We start from the raw sequence: 16,164 nt of genomic DNA on the forward strand, positions 1-16,164 counted from the left end.
CGCCCGCACATCTGATCTGCATCAATGCACGAGTGTATCGGAAATCATATTCACAAAGCGGAATTTCATGAAAGGTGGCTGCGGGTGGACGGATTTATCGGATTTGTCGAATGGGTTGGCGAACCCGGCGCGGCGGCCCTGCTCGGGGCTTTGACCGGTGGCATCTTTGGCGTGGCCGCGCAGCGCTCACGGTTCTGCCTGCGGGCCGCCACGGTGGAATTTGCCCGGGGCCGGATGGGGGACCGGGTCTCGGTCTGGCTGCTGACGTTTTCGACCGCGCTGGTCTGGGTGCAGGCTGGTCGGCTGCTGGGCTGGATCAATACCGATGAGGCGCGGATGATGGCGGTGCCGGGCAGCTGGTCCGGCGCCATCATCGGCGGGCTGATCTTTGGCATCGGCATGGTGCTGGCGCGGGGCTGTTCGGGTCGGCTGCTGGTGCTGGCCGCGAGCGGAAACCTGCGCTCGGTGGTGTCGGGGCTGATCTTTGCCGTGACCGCCCAGATGAGCCTTTCCGGGCATCTGGCACCCCTGAGGGATTATCTGGCCGGGCTGTGGATCACCTCCGGCGGGCGCAATCTGGATCTGCTGACCGCAGCCGGTCTGCCGGAGTGGTCCGGGCTGGTCATCGGCCTGCTAACGGCACTCCTTGCGCTGGGTTTATCCGCACAGAACCGCATCGGCGCGGGTCGGCTGATCTTTGCCTCCGGGGTCGGCTTTGCGGTGGCGCTTGGCTGGGCGCTGACCTCGGCGCTTGCACAGGTGGCCTTTGATCCGGTGCAGATCGAAAGCGCGACCTTCACCGGCCCCTCGGCACGGATGCTGATGTTTTTCCTCGATCGCGCCTCGGTTCTGGAGTTCGATATCGGGCTGGTTGCAGGGGTCTTTGGCGGCGCGATGCTGGCGGCTGCCGTTGGTGGAGAGATGCGCCTGCAGGCGTTTGACGACGCTGCCACGATGCGCCGGGCGATGATTGGCGCGGCCCTGATGGGCTTTGGCGGCATGTTGGCAGGTGGCTGCGCCATCGGTGCGGGTGTCACCGGCGGATCGATCTTTGCGGGCACCGCCTGGCTTGCGCTGTTTTCCATGTGGGTCGGGGCGGTGCTGACCGATGTGCTGACCGATCAGCGGCGGATATCGGCGCTGGCCTGACCACATGCGAGGCGCTGCCTCGCGCTCCGGGATATTTGACGCCAGAAGATGACAAGCCGCAGATATCTTCTGGCCGGAAATATCCCGGGGGAGGCCGCAGGCCGGGGGCAGCGCCCCCATCGGATTCCTCAGAAGAAATTCTGCGGGTCGATATCGACGGAGAGACGCAGATCCGCCTTGAGACGTATCGGACCAATCCAGCGGGCGATTGCATCCTGTAGCGGCGTCCCCTTGTCGGCCTTCACAAGCAGGCGCACCCGGTGGCGGCCGCGGATCCGCGCTATGGGCGCCGGTGCCGGACCAAAAACCTGCGCGCCGATCTGGCGCAGTGGCATGTCATTGCGCGCCAGTGTCAGGCCAAGATCCATCACCGCAGGCAGATCCGGCCCCGACAGGATGATGCCCGCCATCCGCCCATAAGGCGGTACGCCTGCGGCGTGACGTTCGGCCGCTTCGGCCTTCCAGAAGGCTTCCTCATCGCCGGAGAGGATCGCGCGGATGACCGGGTGTTCGGGCTGGAAGGTCTGCATCAGCGCCTCGCCCGGCCTGTCGGCGCGCCCGGCCCGCCCCGCGACCTGCCGCATCAGCTGGAACGTTCGCTCCGCCGCGCGCAGATCCGACCCTTGCAGGCCAAGATCCGCGTCAATCACGCCGACCAGTGTGAGCAGCGGGAAGTTATGCCCCTTGGCCACCAGTTGGGTGCCGAGGATGATATCGGCCTCCCCTGCGGCGATCTCCTCGATCCGTTGCTTCAGGGCGCGGGCCGAGGCGAAGAGATCGGAGGACAGGACCGCGATCCTCGCTTCGGGGAACAGCGCGGCGGTTTCTTCGCCCAGCCGCTCGATACCGGGGCCGACGGGGGCCATCTTGCCCTCGACCTGACAGGTCGGGCAGGCGTCCGGTACGGGTTTGGTCTCGCCGCATTGGTGGCACATCAGCCGCTTCATGAAACGGTGTTCAACCATGCGGGAATCGCAGTGGTCGCAGGTCACATGGCCGCCGCAGGCGCGGCAGATGGTGACCGGTGCAAAGCCACGGCGGTTGAGGAACAGGAGCGATTGTTCGCCGCGTTCCATGCGGGCTGTCATTGCCTGTTTCAGTGTTGGTGAGATCCAGGTCGAGGCGGGCAGTTTTTCCGCCCTCATGTCGATCGCGCGCATCTCTGGCAGCACCGAGGCGCCAAAACGAGAGGTGAGATCCAGACGGCTGTATTTGCCTGCCTCGGCATTGGCCCAGGTCTCCAGCGAGGGCGTGGCCGACGCGAGCACCACCTGCGCCGAACACATGGCCGCGCGCAGCACCGCCATGTCGCGGGCATTATAACAGACACCTTCGTCCTGTTTGTAAGAGGTGTCATGTTCCTCATCCACAATGATGAGGCCGAGGTTCTGATAGGGCAGAAACAGCGCCGAGCGCGCGCCGATCACCAGCTGCGCCTTGCCCTGCCCGACCATGCGCCAGACCCGGCGACGTTCGGTCATCGTCGCGCCCGAGTGCCATTCGGCGGGCGTCGCACCAAAGCGCTGCTCGACCCGTTTCAGAAATTCTGCCGTCAGGGCGATTTCCGGCAAGAGCACCAGCGCCTGGCGCCCTGCGCGCAAGGTTGCGGCGACCGCCTCCAGATAAACCTCGGTCTTGCCGGAGCCGGTGACGCCCTTCAGCAGTGTGGTGCCGTAGCGGCCACTGGCGACCCCCTCGCCAAGTGTGGCGGCGGCGGCGGCCTGATCGTCGGTCAGGGTCTTGCCGGGCAGGTCCGGGTCGAGGCGCGGATAGGGCAGATCACGCGGCGCGTCCTCTTCGCGCAGGGCGCCCTGTTTCACCAGCCCCTTGACCACCGAGGTTGTGACCCCGGCAAGATCCGCGAGTTCCTTCGCCGTGAAGGCCAGGCCGCCGTATTCCGCCACCGCCGAGAGTACCCGTTCGCGGGCATCGGTCATGCGGTCGGGCATCTGGCCGGTGGGGCGCAGCACCTTGCGCATGGAAACGGGATCCGAGAGGCCCGGTGCGCGGGTCGCGAGCCGCAGCATCGCGGGCAGCGGCGTCAGCGTGTAATCGGCGGATTTGGCGAGGAACTGGCGCATTTCATCGCGCATCGGGGCCACATCCAGCACCCTGTTCACCGGGCGCAGCTTGGCCGAATCGAAATCGCCCGCCCCCGGCCCCCAGATCACCCCGAGCACACGGCGCGGGCCGAGCGGCACCTCGACATAGGCGCCGAGATGGCAGCCGCCCTCGGGCGCGCGATAGTCAAGGACGCGGTCCAGCGGCTGTGTCGTCAGGACGCCAACCCGGTCGCCTTGGTGAAAAAATGCCTGCTCCTGCACGCGTTTCTGCCTCTTCTGCCCATCCGCCGGGGCCGGGTGTTTCCCCGCCCTGCTGGTTCTGCCCCGGCCTTGGTGCCTGAGCCCGGGCCTGCTGCTCAGCTCGATCCGGGCGTTACGGGGGGTTTTTAAAGCCCGCCCCATCAGGTAAAGGCTAGCGCAATCAAGGCCAACCCATCCAGAGGACCCTAGCCGATGAAATTCTTCGTAGACACCGCTGAAATCGACGCCATTGCCGAGCTGAATGATCTGGGCATGGTGGATGGTGTGACCACCAACCCCTCGCTGATCAAGAAATCCGGTCGTGACATCATCGAAGTGACCAAGGAAATCTGTGATCTGGTCGATGGTCCGGTCTCTGCCGAGGTGACCGCAACAGATGCCGAGACCATGATCGCCGAAGGCCGCAAGCTGGTTGAGATCGCCGAAAACATCGCTGTGAAAGTGCCGCTGACCTGGGACGGTCTGAAGGCCTGCAAAACCCTGACCGACGATGGCCATATGGTGAATGTGACCCTGTGCTTCTCGGCCAATCAGGCGCTGCTGGCGGCCAAGGCTGGCGCGACCTTCATCTCGCCCTTCATCGGCCGTCTGGACGATATCAACCTCGATGGCATGGATCTGATCGCGGATATCCGCACCATCTATGACAACTACGGCTTTGAGACCGAGATCCTTGCGGCCTCCATCCGCAGCGCCAACCACGTGCTGGAAAGCGCGCGCATCGGCGCCGATGTGATCACCGCACCGCCCGCCGTGATCAAGGGCATGATCAACCATCCGCTGACCGACAAGGGTCTGGATGCCTTCCTCGCCGATATCAAGGCTGCGAACATCAAGATCCTGTAAGGCCGGGGACCGTCGATAGACGGCCACGACACGTTAGAGACAGCAAGGGGCGGCCTGACGGGCGGCCCCTTTTTCTTTGTGCCGCTGGCCCGTGCGGGCGATCGCAGGGCGACCTGTATCTGAGGCGTTCCATCGGCAGGGTTTTGCAAAGGGTGTCCAAAATTTTGCCACCCCTGCGTGAAACCCGTGTTATAACACCGGCAAAACCCATCAGAGGTCAAAAAGAGCAGAGCATGAGCACGACGGCAGAACTGGAAGATACCCTGCGCCAGGCGATCCTGGCCAAACCCGACGCCCTGTTGGAGGACCAAAGCGTGATGAGCGCGCTGGTCAGCGCCAATGAGCGCGCGATGGGGTCCAATATCGTGGACCTGCGCGGCATTGCGATGGAGCGGATGGAGGCCCGGCTGGACCGGCTGGAGGACACCCATCGGTCGGTGATTGCGGCGGCTTATGAGAACCTTGCCGGGACCAATCAGATCCACCGTGCCGTCCTGCGCCTGCTGGATCCGACGGATTTTGAAAGCTACCTCGGCAATCTTGGCGGTGAGCTGGCGGAAATCCTGCGGGTGGATTCGATCACCCTGGTGCTGGAATCGCCGCAGCCGGAACAGGATGCCGCCGTGCAGCGCATGGATCAGGTGCTGAAAGTGGTCGAGCCGGGGTTTGTCGAACAGTATATCAACCCGCAGCGGAGCGGGCCGGACCGTCAGGTCACGCTGCGCCAGATGCAATCCGGCAATCCCCGCACCCATGGGGCAAAGGCCGAGTTCATCCGCTCGGAGGCCTGTCTGAAACTGGAACTGGGCGCAGGCCGCCTGCCCGGCCTGCTGGTGCTGGGAGCCGAGGATCCGCACCAGTTCACCCCGCAGCATGGTACTGACCTGCTGGCGTTTTTTGCCGGCGTTTTTGAGCGCTCGATGCGCCACTGGCTGTCGTGACGCCAGCGGCCACAGTGCTGATCTCTCCGGCCTGCCGCGATGCGCTGGAACACTGGCTGGCCGGTCTGGCGGCGCTACAGGGGGCGGCGGCGAATACCATCACCGCCTATCGCGGCGATGTGGTCGAATTCCTCGCCTTCATGACACAGCATTTTGGTGGCCCGCAGGGACTGGGGGCGCTGGCGGAGATTTCCACCGGCGACATGCGCGCCTGGATGGCGGCCACCCGCGCCACCGGGACCGGGGCACGGTCACTGGCGCGCAAGCTCTCGGCGGTCAAGAGTTTCTACACCTGGCTGGCTGAACGGCAGGGGTTTGAACCCACCGCCGTGCTGTCCGCCCGCAGTCCGAAATTCCAGAAGAAACTGCCCCGCCCACTGGCGCAGGAGGCCGCCCGCGCGGTGATCGAGACCGTGGAACATCAATCCACCACCGATTGGGTCGCCGCCCGCGATGTGGCGGTGGTGACGCTGCTTTATGGTTGCGGGCTGCGGATTTCGGAGGCGCTGGGTCTGACAGGTGCAGACGCGCCGCTGCCTGCGGTGCTGCGGATCACCGGCAAGGGCGGCAAGGAGCGGATCGTGCCGGTATTGCCCGTGGCGCGGGATGCGGTGGATCGCTATCTGCGGCTTTGCCCGCATCCGCAGGAGCGCGCGGCACCGCTGTTTCGCGGGGTACGCGGCGGCGCGCTGAACGCACGTATCATCCGCAGCGCCATGGCACAGGCCCGCGCGCAGCTGGGTCTGCCTGCCAGTGCCACGCCACATGCGCTGCGTCACAGCTTTGCCACCCATCTGCTTGAGGCCGGCGGCGATCTGCGTGCGATTCAGGAACTGCTGGGCCATGCCTCGCTGTCGACAACGCAGGCCTATACGGCCGTGGATACGGCACATCTGATGGATGTCTACAACCGCGCCCACCCCAAAGCGTAAGACCTGCGCAAAAGGTGCATCTGCGTAAGCGACCTTAACCCCGCGGTAACGGCCATGGGAGAAATTACTGGCGTCAAATCCAGAAGGATCCCCAGTGATGAGTATCGTATCCCAAAGCCATACCTCCGAAAGCGCACCGCTTGGCGCGCCGTATAGTCCCGCAAACCGCAGTGCCGCCCATGCCACGACCTCCGATATCGGTGATGTGGATTTCAGCCAGTTCTATGAACAGCTGCTGGCGGATCTGGACAGCGATGGCGACCGCCAGATCTCCGATCAGGAATGGGCCGCCTACCGCGCCGGGAAAGCCGCCCGTGGCGAATATGTCGCCAGCCCCGGACCATCGGAGGCCAGTGCCTACCCGCAGCTGGTGGACAGCCGCAATCTGACCGAGACGCTGTTTCGCAAGGCGCTGATGGAAAACCCGGACCACGAGTGACGCCAATTGCGGTGCCGCGACAGCAGGACGCCAGCCAGCGATGGACGCCGAACCGATCCGTGGCAGCAGGTGGCACCGAGGACACCAAAGGCCTGAATTTCCGCCTATGGATGCAGCGTTTTCCCATTGACCACTTGCGAGATAACGGGAAATTCGCCATCAGGGGCAGATGACACCTCAGTTTCGCGCCCTCTCCGTTCACCTGCTCACCGCCACCGGTGCGGTGTTTGCAATCCTCGCCATGCTGGCTGCGGCAGATGCCAAGTGGAGCCTGATGTTTGTCTGGCTCGTCGTGGCCTTTGCCGTGGATGGTATTGATGGGCCGCTGGCCCGCCACTATGAGGTGAAACGCTATGCGCCGGAGTTTGACGGCGTGCTGCTCGATCTGATCATCGACTATCTCACCTATGTGTTCATTCCGGCCTTTGCCCTGTTCAAATCCGGCCTGATGGCAGGCTGGACCGGCTGGATGGCGCTGATCGTGATCACCTTTGCCAGTGCCTTGTATTTTGCCGACACCCGGATGAAGACCAAGGACAACTCCTTTTCCGGTTTTCCGGGATGCTGGAACATGCTGGTGCTGGTCATCTTTGCGCTGGAGCCGAGCCATTGGACCAGCCTGGTTCTGGTCACCCTCCTGGCGATTGCCATGTTCCTGCCGCTGAAGTTCATTCACCCGGTCCGCACCGAACGCTGGCGCAAGGTGTCGCTGCCGGTGGCGCTGGCCTGGACCTTCTTTGCCGGTTGGGCCGCCTGGGTGGATTTCCACCCGCAGAGCTGGGCACATTGGGGGCTGGTGCTGACTTCGATCTATCTGATCTTTGTCGGTATCGCGCAGCAGATCGTGCCGGAGCGCGAGGCCTGAGCCTCAGCCGCTGACGGGGGCATGCCGCCCCGCGATATTTGCAAAAAATGACCGCTGTGGTCAGATCAGCAGGCCGGCCGCGCCTTCGTGGCGCAGCAGGGCCACCTTTGTTTCCACACCGCCTGCACCGGAGAACCCGCCCAGTCCGCCCGCGCCCAGAACCCGGTGGCAGGGGATGATCACCGGGATCGGATTGGCTCCGCAGGCATTGCCCACCGGCTGCGCGGCGGCGCCAAGCTCCCGCGCGATTTCACCATAGGTGCGGGTCTCCCCCAGCGGAATCGCCGACATGGCAGCACAGACCCGGCGCTGAAAATCGCTGCCCGCCACCGCCAGCGGCAGGTCGAACTCCGTCAGCTCATGGGCAAAATAGGCGCGCAGCTGGGCAAGCGCCCGCTCCGTCAGCGCCGAAGCCGACGCTCCGGCGGGCGCCGTTGACCAGTCCAGCCGGACAATGGCCCCGTCCCGCTCGGTCACACAAAGCCAGCCGACCGGCGTGTCGAGACCGGCCTGAGCGATATGCTGTGTCGCGGTTGCAGTGAGCTGCCCGGTCACGATGATCCCTTTTTGCTGCGGCGGCATGCCTCAACGTCGCTGGCCGCCCGGATCGCAGCACCAGGGGCTGCTGATCCCATCCGCCGACTCTCTGCGCGATGGCCCCCGCCGTCAAGGCAATGCCCGATCCGGGGCCGTCAGGATCCTAACCTTTTGGATAGGAACCTATGCCTTCGGCGCTGTCGGCTACCCACAGGAGCGCATGCAATTTCGCCAAATTTTAGTAAAGATGGGTCTCAAGTTGTTAAGAAGGTCAGTCACCATGCAGATCACCGGTCAATCAAATGTCAGCGTGTACCGTATGCTGAGCGGACATATGAATGGGCAGCAGGCCGCGCAGGCGGGCCAGCCCGGTGAGCAGACGGGTGGGCTGGAGAGTGTCGCATCGGTCGCCAAGAAAGCGGCAGCCACATCGACACAGGCAGCTTTGACCGGACCGAGCGAAGGAGCAAGCATGATGGCAGGCACTCAGTATCTGCGTTCAGTGGTTCAACAGAAACTGCAGGATCTGCAGTCGGGCTACCACGCCGGGCCGCTTCCGGTCAGCGAGGTGATCGCCCAGAACCAGTATCGTGCCGCCCAGCGGGTGATCGGCTGAGGCATCCGGGAGGTTCACCCCGGCAAGCCACGCCCCGCCGCGCCGACTGCGGAACAGCAGCACAAAGAGATTTCATAGAAACCCCCGGCGTTTGTTGACAGGGGCCCCTGTCGCGGACGTCCAAAAGAAGCGCGCCGCCCGCCCCATCTAGGAGCGGGCGGCGCGCAGATCCCTGACGGGATCTGTGATCACCACAGGCGAGACGGGCGGACATCAAACCCGCCCGCGCCCAGTCTTAGCGCGGCTCAGCCAAGCGCTGCATCACAGCGGCCGCAGACGCCCGCATGGCTGTGGCTGCCCACATCCGGCAGGATTTTCCAGCAGCGCTGGCACTTATCACCATCGGCCTTCTCGAACACCACCGACACGCCGTCCACCTCGGGCATGCGGAAGGCTTCGGCCGGGGCCGGATCACCGCTGAGCACGATATCGGAGGTGATGCAGACATCGGCGAAATTCACCGATTTCAGCGCTGCCAGAACCTCGGCGTCGCGCACATGCACCACCGGCGCGGCCTCCAGTGAGGCGCCGATCACCTTGTCGACGCGCTGCACCTCAAGAGCGGCGGTAACGACGCGGCGGGCCTGACGGACCTTGGCCCATTTCGCAGCCAGCGGCTCATTCAGCCAATCGGCCGGGGTTGCCGGGATATCCTGAAGATGCAGCGAGCTGTCATCGCCGGGGAACCGCTCCAGCCAGACCTCTTCCATGGTGAAGACCAGGATCGGGGCCAGCCATGTGGTCAGCCGGTGGAACAGGATATCCAGCACCGTGCGGGCCGCACGGGCGTTCAGCGTGTCGCCGTCGCAGTAGAGCGCGTCCTTGCGGATATCGAAATAGAAGGCCGACAGATCCACGGTGGCAAAGTTGAACACCGCCGAGAACACACCCTGGAAATCAAAGGCCTGATAGCCGGTGCGGACCTTGTGATCCAGCTCCGCCAGACGGTGCAGAACCCATTGTTCCAGCTCGGGCATATCGGCCGGATCCACGCGCTGATCTTCGGAGAAATCCGCAAGGCTGCCGAGCATGTAGCGCATGGTATTGCGCAGGCGGCGATAGCTGTCGGCGACACCTTTGAGGATTTCCGCCCCGATCCGCTGGTCGGCGGTGTAGTCGGTCTGTGCGACCCAGAGACGCAGGATATCGGCGCCATACTGCTGGACGATTTTCTCGGGCACAATGGTGTTGCCGAGCGATTTGGACATCTTGTTGCCCTTCTCGTCCAGCGTGAATCCATGGGTGACCACGTTGCGATAGGGCGCGCGGCCCTTGGTACCGCAGGCCTGCAAGAGGGAAGAGTGGAACCAGCCGCGATGCTGGTCGGTGCCTTCCATATAGACGTCCGCGATACCGTCCTCGGTGCCGTCCTCGCGGTCGCGCAGCACAAAGGCGTGGGTGGAGCCACTGTCGAACCAGACGTCGAGCACGTCAAAGACCTGATCGTAATCCTCAGGGTTCGCGATGCCGTCGAGCATCTTCTCCTTGAAGCCATCCGTGTACCAGATATCGGCGCCATGTTCCTCAAACGCGGCCACGATGCGGGTGTTCAGCTGGTCATTGCGCAGGAGGAAGTCGGGATCTGTCGGCAGCACGTCCTTCTTCACGAAGCAGGTGAGCGGCACGCCCCAGGCGCGCTGGCGCGACAGCACCCAGTCCGGGCGGCTTTCGATCATCGAATAGAGGCGGTTCCGGCCGGTCTGCGGGGTCCAGTGCACCAGCTGGTCGATGGAATTCAGCGCGCGGGTGCGGATGGTATCGCCCATCTCGCCCATGCCGTCGTCCAGCTCGCGGTCCACGGAGGCAAACCACTGCGGGGTGTTGCGGAACACGATCGGTGCCTTGGAGCGCCAGGAATGCGGGTAGCTGTGGGTGATGCGACCACGGGCGATGATGCCGCCGGCCTCGACCAGCTTGGCGATCACGGCGGTGTTGGCCTTGCCTTCCTTGCCCTTCTTGTCAAAGATCTGAAGCCCGGCAAAGAACGGCACATGCGACAGGAATTCGGATTCCTCGCCCACGTTGTGGGTCATCCGGTCGATCCAGTTGCGCGCGACGAAACACTCATAGTCATCCGCACCATGGCTGGGCGCGGTGTGGACAAAGCCGGTGCCTGCATCATCGGTGACATGGTCGCCGTCGATCATCGGCACGTCATAATCCCAGAAGCCGTTCGCGCCCTCGATACCATTGAAGGGGTGTTTACAGATCAGCCCTGCAAATTCGGAGGCCTCGACATCGCGGACCTTGGTGAATTCGGTGATGCGGGATTTGCCAAGCGCATCCTCGGCCAGCGCGTTTGCAAAGAGATAGAGATCACCGGGGTTGGTCCAGCTTTCCTCTTCGGTGGCGTCCACACGATAGAGGCCGTAAGCGACCTTCGGATTGAAGGCGACGGCCTTGTTCGACGGGATCGTCCAGGGGGTGGTGGTCCAGATCACCACGCGGGCATCGGCCAGATCGCCGGTCGCATTGGCAAAGCCGAAGGGCACCCAGATGGTGTGCGATTTATGGTCGTGATACTCGATCTCGGCCTCAGCCAGCGCGGTTTTCTCAACCGGCGACCACATCACGGGTTTGGAGCCCTGATAGAGCGTGCCGTTCATCAGGAACTTCATGAATTCATCCGCGATCACCGCTTCGGCGTGGAAATCCATGGTGATATAGGGATCAGCCCAGTTGCCGGTGATGCCAAGGCGTTTGAATTCCTCGCGCTGGATATCGATCCAGCCTTCGGCGAACTTGCGGCACTCCTGACGGAAATCGACGATGTTCACCTCATCCTTGTTCTTGCCCTTCTTGCGGTACTGCTCTTCGATCTTCCATTCGATCGGCAGGCCGTGGCAATCCCAGCCCGGCACATAACGCGCGTCAAAGCCCATCATCTGGTGCGAGCGGACGATCATGTCCTTGATCGTCTTGTTCAGCGCGTGGCCGATATGCAAGTGACCGTTGGCGTAAGGGGGGCCGTCATGGAGGGTGAAGGGCTTGCGCTCGGCATCGGTGCCCTTGGCCGCGGCGGCCTTTTCGCGAAGTTTGTCATAGACGCCAATCAGCGCCCAACGCTCCAGCCAGCCCGGCTCACGCTTGGGCAGGCCCGCGCGCATCGGGAAATCGGTTTTGGGCAGATTGAGGGTGTCTTTGTACTCAGGCGTCTGAGGCGTGTCGGCACACATGTGCAGCGTCCTTTGGATGATCTGGTCGTATTTTGGGATATTCGGTTCGGTGCGATGGCTCAAGCACCTTTGCCCGGCGGCTCACGTGGTCAGAGCGCCGGGGATATAATTCGAATAATGATGGCCGCAACATGGGACATGAGGGCCTTATAGGCAGGAGCGGCAGGCGGGTAAAGCGGCAGATCGAGGTTGGCACGCGGATAACCGTGCGCGATGGTAGCGGCATCTACAAAATATCATTGAACAGTGAACAGATGTCAGCAACTGATCCCATCACGGTTTCGCTTCTCTTCACGCAGTATCAGTTGTCTGCATTTCTGGCTGTTGCGGGGTTTACCGCGCTTGTTTTGCTGGCATGGCTTGCCATCCCTGTGCAGGGCAATCGCTCACGACATCGCCCGTGGACGAACCGCACCCCTCTTGTGGGCTATGCTTTCGCCCTATCGCCCGTCTGGGCATTGCTTCTCCTAGAAACTCTGGTCGCGCTTTTGCAGCTGTCGGGCAGATTTGATCCGACTATGAACGGTGCAGAGATGCGGTGGAGGCATGGGGCGAAACCTACGACGACGTGCCCGACGGCTCTTAACCGAGATACGCCACACCGACTCGCCGCACAATTGGTCGCAGCCTGTGTCCGGGCGGCTGTACCGGCGGCGTGCTCTGGTGTAGCGACGGGATGGAAAGGTGGCTTTTGACATGACCCAGACCGCGCTCGCACGTTTTGACATCACCGCAGAGCAGATCGCTCATGTGGTGGATGTGTTTTATTCCCGCGTGCGGACCCATGCTGTGCTCGGCCCGGTGTTTGCCGCCCATGTCTCCGACTGGCCGGAACATGAAGAGAAGATCGCGGGCTTCTGGCGCAATGCGATACTGCGGGAGAAATGCTATAGCGGCAATCCGATGCGGGTGCATGTCAGCAGGCCGGATGTGAAGGCGGAGCATTTCCCGCTCTGGCTGGGGCTGTTTCACGAGGTGTTGCAGGCGGAGCTGCCGGAACGGACAGCGCTGCAATGGGGCGCGCTGGCGGATCGGATTGGCGAGGGGTTTCGCACCGGGATCGTCGCCATGCGCCAGCCTAAGGATGCGCCACCGAAGCTGTTCTGATCCCGGAGGACGGTGGCTCTCCCGCCTCTGCGGCGGCGCTCTGGCGGGGCCAGAGCCACCTGGCAGCCTTGGGCGTGGCTCATGCTGCGCATGAGCCTCAGGCCTGCCTATTGATCCTTGGAGAACAGGCCGGTCAGGGCGCGCTGGATGACCTTGCGGGTGCTTGGCTTCTGCGCCTTTGAGAAGGCCATCGGGCGGCAGACCTCCATCGCGGCGATGCCAACGCGGGCGGAGAGCGCGCCGTTCACCAGCCCTTCGCCAAAGCGGCGCGAGAGTTTCGACAACAACGATCCGCCCAGCACCGGCTCCAGCAGGTCATCGCCAACGGCCACGGCGCCGGTGGCGACCAGATGGGACAGCACAGCGCGGGTGAGCCGCCAGGAGCCGAGAAAACCGGACCGCCCGCCGTAGATATCGGCAATGCGGCGGATCATCCGCAATGAGGTCACAAGCGCGGTCACCACATCGGCCAGCGCCAGCGGCACCAGTGCGGTGACCGTGGCGACCTGACGTGCGCCACCTTCGACTACGCGCAGGGCGCGGGCATCCAGCGGCGCCAGCAGCTCCGCCTCGGCCAGTTGCAGCAGCGCGTCGGCATCCATGATATCGGCCTTGCGCTCGCTAAGCCGGGCCAGCCCCCAGGCGAGATCCTTGCGGCCGCGATAAAACCGTTCCAGTCCGGAGACATAGCTGCGCGCGGCCTTGAGATCGGCGGTGGCATCGGCGGTCCGGGCATCCGCCGCCAGCAGGGGCTGCGCAGCGCGCAGGCTTTCGACCCGGCGCAGGCGCGACAGCGCGGCCAGTTCGCGCAGACCCATCAGTAGCGCCAGCAGCAGGGCGATGGCAAAGCCTGCGCTGATGGCCCATCCCAGAAGCGGCAGGCGGTCGATCAGCCCGGTGGTGAAATCCCAGGCCGCGACGGAGATGACGGCACCGATGAGGGCCGTCAGACAGGCCCAGAACCAGCGCGCCAGCCGGGAGGGGCGACGGCTGGCCAGCTCCGCCGCCTGTGCCAGCGCGGGCTGTGGCAGGTTGCTGCTGGCGCCATCCAGATCAGGCACCGGTGGTGCGGCGGCCACATCCGGTGCGGCATCTGCCGTGGCGCTGTCGGAGAGGTCAAAAAGAACGGCGTCCTTGCGGGTCATGCTCTGTCCTTTGACGTGGCGGACGGTGATGTGGCGGACGGCCGGGCCTGCGCCGCGGGTCGGGGACCGGCGGCGGGCTGCGGCGTCGGCCAGAGATACTGGATATCCGGCAGGCGCTCATCATTGGTGGCCCCATCGCTGCGCGACTGCTCCCCGAAGCCTTCGCGCCGGTAGAACCGCTGCGCCCCCTCATTGGCCTGATGGGTCCAGAGCTGCAGCGGCGACTGCACCGATTTGGCATAGTCCAGCAGCAGGCGTCCCAGCCCCTGCCCGCGTGCGCGCTGCCGGATGTAGAGCGCACAGATCGTGGCGCCGTCCCGCGCCAGAAAGCCTTCGATCCGGCCGCCGATCTGCACCACGGTGACCCAGCCGCGATCAATCATGATCCCGCAGAAGCCAATCGCCTCGGCACCGGTATGGCGTTTGGGCATCCATGGCGTGTCGACTTCGAACCCGTGCAGGATTTCGGCAATCTTGCCTGCGTCAGTGCTGCGGGCCGGGCGCAGCGCGGGCGGTGGATCAGACTGTGCGACACAGGTCAAAGGCGGTCTCCGATCAGGAATTCTGCCGCCCGGTCGAGGCGGATGTGAGGTGGGCCGTCGCCCGGACGCAGGGTGAGCGGAGCCGGGGCGAAGGCCATGGCCTGATAATCGCCGTCGAGCCAGGTCTCGGCACCCTGCCGGGCCGGGGTCAGCAGATGCGAGGGATCCTGCGGCAATGCGCCGGGATAAAAGGCCGCAGGCTTGCCGCTGTCCAGAAGCGTGCCACGCACGCAGGGCAGCTCGATCCCGTTGTGATGGCGCAGTTCCTCCGTCGTGGCGCGCAGGGCGGCAAGCGACAGCGCCGCCGTCTCGGCCCCGGCGAAGCGGGCCCGGTCGCGGGCATCGCGGGTCAGCGCCTCGATGATGGCGGTCAGCTGCGGGTGCTGCTGGTGATGCAGGTGATCGGCCTTGGTCGCCGCGAACAGGATCTTTTCCACCCGCTTGCCGCGCAGGATCTGGCGCAGAAACCCGTTGCGACCGGGACGGAAGGCGGCAAGGATATCAGTCATCGCGTGGCGCAGATCCTCGACCGCGCGGGGGCCGGAATGGATGGCGCTGAGGGCATCGACCAGCACCACCTGCCGGTCGATGCGGGCGAAATGATCGCGAAAGAAGGGTTTCACGACCTTTGACTTATAGGCCTCAAACCGGCGTTCCATCTCGCGGTGAAGCGACCGGCGCGGGGCGCTATCGCAAAGCGGGACCGGCGCGAAGGTCAGCACCGGCGACCCGGCCAGATCCCCCGGCAACAGGAAGCGCCCCGGTGTGCAGTCATAGTAGCCGGCGGCACGGGCGGCCTGCAGATAGGCGGCAAAGGCCGCGGCCAGATCCTGCGCCAGCGGTTCGTCATGGGGGGCTGTGGCGTCAACCTTCTGCGCCAGATCCAGAAACGCCGCCGCCTGCGACCGACTGCGGATGCGGGTCAGCACCTCATCGCACCACTGGGCGTATGTCTTGTCCAGCAGCGCCAGATCCAGGAGCCATTCACCGGGATAATCGACAATGTCCAGATGCAGGGTGCGTGGTCCCTGAAAGCCCGACAGAAGACCGTTTGGCTGCACCTTCAGACTAAGGCGCAGTTCAGAGACGGCCCGCGTGCTGTCGGGCCAGAAGGGGCGCGGCCCGGTCAGGGCGCCAAGATGGTTTTCGTAGTCAAATCGGGGCACGGTATCATCGGGCTGGGGTTGCAGAAACGCCGTCTCGACCCGCCCTTCGCGTACCGCCGAGAGCTGCACCATCCGCCCCCGGTTCATCAGGTTGGCCACCAGTGAGGTGATGAACACGGTCTTGCCGGCGCGGGCAAGACCCGTGACGCCAAGGCGGATCGACGGTTCAAACAGGCTCTCCGAAAGGGCGGCGCCCGCCCCTTCGACGCTGCGCAAGACCCCGTCTGCCAGTGATGATAATCCCAAAGGTTTGCCCCGTCTTGCCGACCCTTTGCGGGGTCAGATCCTTGTTCGATTTGATCAAGATAAGGGCTGACCGGGTATGATACCACCCCGGCAGGCCGCCATCCGGGACTTGTGCCGCCGCGATTGCCGCGTT

Annotated in this window: 14 protein-coding genes; 8 read left to right on the plus strand and 6 right to left on the minus strand. The window is 64.1% G+C overall.

Going from position 1 to position 16,164, the window contains the following annotated elements:
- The first annotated feature begins 84 nt into the window (after positions 1-84).
- Complete coding sequence (locus tag VWZ81_RS17565; RefSeq protein ID WP_416542516.1) at positions 85-1,149, plus strand: YeeE/YedE family protein; 1,065 nt, start codon at positions 85-87, stop codon at positions 1,147-1,149.
- Between the two features lie 128 nt (positions 1,150-1,277).
- Here the strand turns inward: VWZ81_RS17565 and VWZ81_RS17570 are convergent, their stop codons facing one another.
- Complete coding sequence (locus VWZ81_RS17570) at positions 1,278-3,473, minus strand: primosomal protein N' (RefSeq protein ID WP_340544588.1); 2,196 nt, start codon at positions 3,471-3,473, stop codon at positions 1,278-1,280.
- Between the two features lie 192 nt (positions 3,474-3,665).
- Here VWZ81_RS17570 and fsa point away from each other — a divergent pair, with 192 nt between their 5' ends.
- The 5 genes from fsa to VWZ81_RS17595 all read left to right on the plus strand — a co-directional run bounded on the left by fsa (position 3,666) and on the right by VWZ81_RS17595 (position 7,496).
- On the plus strand, positions 3,666-4,319 hold the full coding sequence (gene fsa / locus VWZ81_RS17575) for a fructose-6-phosphate aldolase (RefSeq protein ID WP_072505527.1): 654 nt from the start codon (positions 3,666-3,668) through the stop codon (positions 4,317-4,319).
- Positions 4,320-4,552: 233 nt separating this feature from the next.
- The gene (locus tag VWZ81_RS17580) at positions 4,553-5,260 is read left to right on the plus strand and encodes a DUF484 family protein (protein ID WP_340544586.1); all 708 of its coding nucleotides are present in this window, start codon (positions 4,553-4,555) and stop codon (positions 5,258-5,260) included.
- Positions 5,257-6,192 (plus strand): tyrosine recombinase XerC, encoded by a 936-nt coding sequence (locus VWZ81_RS17585; RefSeq protein WP_416542517.1) that lies wholly within the window; start codon positions 5,257-5,259, stop codon positions 6,190-6,192. Before VWZ81_RS17580 ends, VWZ81_RS17585 begins: the two co-directional genes overlap by 4 nt.
- 97 nt (positions 6,193-6,289) lie before the next feature.
- Positions 6,290-6,631, plus strand: coding sequence for a hypothetical protein (locus VWZ81_RS17590; protein ID WP_416542518.1), 342 nt, complete (start codon positions 6,290-6,292; stop codon positions 6,629-6,631).
- A gap of 169 nt (positions 6,632-6,800) precedes the next feature.
- Complete coding sequence (locus VWZ81_RS17595) at positions 6,801-7,496, plus strand: CDP-alcohol phosphatidyltransferase family protein (RefSeq protein ID WP_340544582.1); 696 nt, start codon at positions 6,801-6,803, stop codon at positions 7,494-7,496.
- Positions 7,497-7,556: 60 nt separating this feature from the next.
- On the opposite strand, the gene VWZ81_RS17600 is transcribed toward VWZ81_RS17595, so the two are convergent.
- The gene (locus VWZ81_RS17600) at positions 7,557-8,078 is read right to left on the minus strand and encodes a methylated-DNA--[protein]-cysteine S-methyltransferase (protein ID WP_416542519.1); all 522 of its coding nucleotides are present in this window, start codon (positions 8,076-8,078) and stop codon (positions 7,557-7,559) included.
- Between the two features lie 235 nt (positions 8,079-8,313).
- Between VWZ81_RS17600 and VWZ81_RS17605 the strand changes: the two genes are divergently transcribed.
- On the plus strand, positions 8,314-8,649 hold the full coding sequence (locus VWZ81_RS17605) for a hypothetical protein (protein ID WP_340544580.1): 336 nt from the start codon (positions 8,314-8,316) through the stop codon (positions 8,647-8,649).
- Between the two features lie 245 nt (positions 8,650-8,894).
- Here the strand turns inward: VWZ81_RS17605 and ileS are convergent, their stop codons facing one another.
- The gene (ileS, locus tag VWZ81_RS17610; protein WP_416542520.1) at positions 8,895-11,825 is read right to left on the minus strand and encodes an isoleucine--tRNA ligase; all 2,931 of its coding nucleotides are present in this window, start codon (positions 11,823-11,825) and stop codon (positions 8,895-8,897) included.
- Between the two features lie 696 nt (positions 11,826-12,521).
- On the opposite strand from ileS, the gene VWZ81_RS17615 reads away from it, so the two are divergent.
- A complete protein-coding gene (locus VWZ81_RS17615) occupies positions 12,522-12,932 on the plus strand; it encodes a group III truncated hemoglobin (RefSeq protein WP_416542521.1) in 411 nt (136 codons plus the stop codon).
- Positions 12,933-13,039: 107 nt separating this feature from the next.
- Here the strand turns inward: VWZ81_RS17615 and VWZ81_RS17620 are convergent, their stop codons facing one another.
- Genes VWZ81_RS17620 through VWZ81_RS17630 form a run of 3 tightly spaced genes read right to left on the minus strand, consistent with a single transcriptional unit; the run spans position 13,040 to position 16,031 of the window.
- Positions 13,040-14,077 (minus strand): YcjF family protein, encoded by a 1,038-nt coding sequence (locus tag VWZ81_RS17620; RefSeq protein ID WP_340544575.1) that lies wholly within the window; start codon positions 14,075-14,077, stop codon positions 13,040-13,042.
- Positions 14,074-14,619 (minus strand): GNAT family N-acetyltransferase, encoded by a 546-nt coding sequence (locus tag VWZ81_RS17625; RefSeq protein ID WP_340544574.1) that lies wholly within the window; start codon positions 14,617-14,619, stop codon positions 14,074-14,076. The genes VWZ81_RS17620 and VWZ81_RS17625 overlap by 4 nt, the downstream gene beginning before the upstream one ends.
- Positions 14,616-16,031 (minus strand): YcjX family protein, encoded by a 1,416-nt coding sequence (locus tag VWZ81_RS17630; protein ID WP_340544573.1) that lies wholly within the window; start codon positions 16,029-16,031, stop codon positions 14,616-14,618. The genes VWZ81_RS17625 and VWZ81_RS17630 overlap by 4 nt, the downstream gene beginning before the upstream one ends.
- Positions 16,032-16,164: the final 133 nt, after the last annotated feature.

This window comes from Phaeobacter sp. JH20_34, assembly GCF_048056095.1.
Classification (GTDB): domain Bacteria; phylum Pseudomonadota; class Alphaproteobacteria; order Rhodobacterales; family Rhodobacteraceae; genus Phaeobacter; species Phaeobacter bryozoorum.